Source organism: Ferruginibacter sp. (assembly GCF_014377975.1).
Lineage (GTDB): Bacteria > Bacteroidota > Bacteroidia > Chitinophagales > Chitinophagaceae > Ferruginibacter.
Genome location: NZ_JACMOO010000222.1, coordinates 1 through 2656 on the forward strand (window position 1 = coordinate 1; position 2656 = coordinate 2656).

General features: G+C 38.6%; 2 protein-coding genes. Both read left to right on the forward strand.

All coding sequences use genetic code 11. The annotated features are described in order from the left end of the window. Positions 1-1203: cation:dicarboxylase symporter family transporter (locus tag H7254_RS12240; protein ID WP_301933233.1), on the forward strand; the 1203-nt coding region annotated here is incomplete at its 5' end. A gap of 107 nt (positions 1204-1310) precedes the next feature. Then, a partial coding sequence (locus H7254_RS12245) for a hypothetical protein (RefSeq protein ID WP_301933234.1) occupies positions 1311-2656 on the forward strand: 1346 nt, incomplete at its 3' end.

The window sequence follows — 2656 nt, forward strand, 5'->3', positions numbered from 1 at the left end:
GCATTGCTAGGGCATTTTGCACCAACAACTGCAATACAAATGCAACCATTGGGAAAGTATTTTATAGAAATAATAAAGCTGTTTATTTATCCCATTATTTTTCTGACCATATCATTGGGAATTAGTGGTATGAACAATCTTAAAAAAGTTGGCAGGGTTGGTGGCAAAGCACTCCTATATTTTGAAATTGTTACAACCTTTGCACTGCTCATTGGCATAGCAGCTGCATGGCTTATACAACCCGGTAGTGGCGTACAGATAAATGCAGTAAAGCCTGCAGATATTGCCCAATATACTTCTGCTGCAAAATCTTTCAGCTGGCTGCAGTTTTTAAAAGAAAATATAACAATACAGGTTCTTCTGGTTTCAATTGTATTCGGCCTGTGTTTAAATAAATTTTCCAATGCCGCTAAAATTACGGAGATGCTTACAACCGCATCTAAATATGTGTTTAAAGGGTTACATTTTATTATGCTGCTTGCACCCATTGGTGCATTTGGTGGTATGGCTTTTACGATTGGTAAATATGGTATTGCCACATTATTGCCGCTTGGTAAATTAATGATAACTGTTTATGCAACCATGGCCATTTTTATTTTTGTTGTGCTGGGTTTAATTTTACGTTTTTATAAAATAAATATCTTTCGTTTTTTAAATTATATAAAAGAAGAACTCTTGATTGTGCTGGGCACTTCTTCATCCGAAGCGGCACTGCCATCTCTTATGGAAAAGCTGGAAGGGATGGGTTGCAGCAAACCTGTGGTAGGTTTGGTAGTACCAGCAGGTTACTCTTTTAATTTAGATGGTACTACTATTTATCTATCTATGGCAGTATTATTTTTATCGCAGGTTTTTAATATTGAATTAACTGCCGCACAAATTTTTACAGTAATCGGTATTTTAATGATAACATCTAAAGGTGCTGCAGGCGTTACGGGCAGCGGCTTTATTGTGCTTGCTTCTACCCTTTCTGCGGTAAAAGTAATTCCTGTTGAAGGACTTGCCTTGTTATTGGGTGTAGATAGGTTTATGAGCGAAGCCCGTGCCATCACCAACTTTATTGGCAATGGCGTAGCAACGATTTTTATTGCAAATAATGAAAACGATTTTGACAGACAAAAAATGGAGGCCGCTTTTTCAAAAGAAATATTTGAATATGATGTAATTACAGATGATCATAATACTGCTGATCATATTGTATAAAACACCTGAATATTTTTAAACTATTTTACGATTAAGAATAATTTTTCTTGGTGCAAGGTTTCCTTTCGTCATTTCATTTTCGTAAATTTCAATCCTTAAACCAGCTTATGATAAAAACAATACTATGCATCACAGCTTTGTTTGCTGTAAATAAAGTGCATGCTCAAAAAGAGAAACGCAGTGTTGCGTTTGCAGACTCTACCATTTTTAGTAATGTAAAATACAGGCAGGTTGGCCCATTTAGAGGTGGCCGCAGCGGTACTGTTGCAGGCAGTTACAAAAACAAAAATACTTTTTTCTTTGGTGCAACCGGTGGTGGCGTATGGAAAACGACAGATGGCGGCAGCAACTGGAAAAACATTTCTGATAAATATTTTGGTGGCTCCATTGGCGCTGTTTCAGTAGCACCAAGCGATGAAAGTATTATATATGCCGGTGAAGGTGAAAATACTTTGCGTGGTAATGTAAGTGAAGGATTAAATGGAATATGGCGCAGCGATGATGCCGGCAGAAGCTGGAAATTACTTTCTTTAAAAAATACAAGACATATTAGCCGCATCATTATTCACCCCAAAAACCCAGATATTGTTTGGGTAGCGGCCATTGGACATTTGTTTGGTTCAAGCGAAGATCGTGGTGTTTATAAAACAACAGATGGCGGTAAAAACTGGAGAAAAGTTTTGTACGCTAATGCAAATGCGGGAGCTGCAGAACTTGTGATGGAACCGGGAAACCCATCTACTTTATATGCAAGTACCTGGAATGTAAAACGTACGCCCTACAGTCTTGAAAGTGGTGGCCCAGGCAGTGGCTTATGGAAAAGTACCGATGCCGGTGAAACCTGGACTAACTTAATGAACAAAAAAGGGTTACCGAAAAATGAAGTAATAGGCAATATTGGTATTGCAGTAAGTGCTGTAAACCCCGAAAGAATTTTTGCAATAATAGAATGCAAAAGCCGTGGTTTATACCGCAGCGATGATGGTGGAAATACCTGGGAAAAACAAACAGACGATGCAAATATTCTTCAGCGGGCCTGGTATTTTAGTAAAGTTTTTGCAGATACTAAAAATGAAAATATAGTCTATGCCTTAAATGTTGGCATGTATAAAAGTACAGATGCCGGTAAAACTTTTAAAGCCATCAACACTCCTCATGGCGATCACCATGATCTTTGGATTGACCCCGAAGATGCTAACAGAATGATTGTTGCAGATGACGGAGGTGCACAAGTAAGTTTTGATGCAGGTAATAACTGGAGCACATACCAAAACCAGCCAACAGCACAGTTTTACAGGGTTTCAACAGACAATCATTTTCCTTACAGAATATTGGCAGCACAACAGGATAACAGCACAGTAAGGATTTTAAGCAGCAGCAATGGCGGTCAAATATCTACAGATGACTGGACACCAACGGCTGGTGCAGAAAGCGGTTATGTCGTTGCTGATCC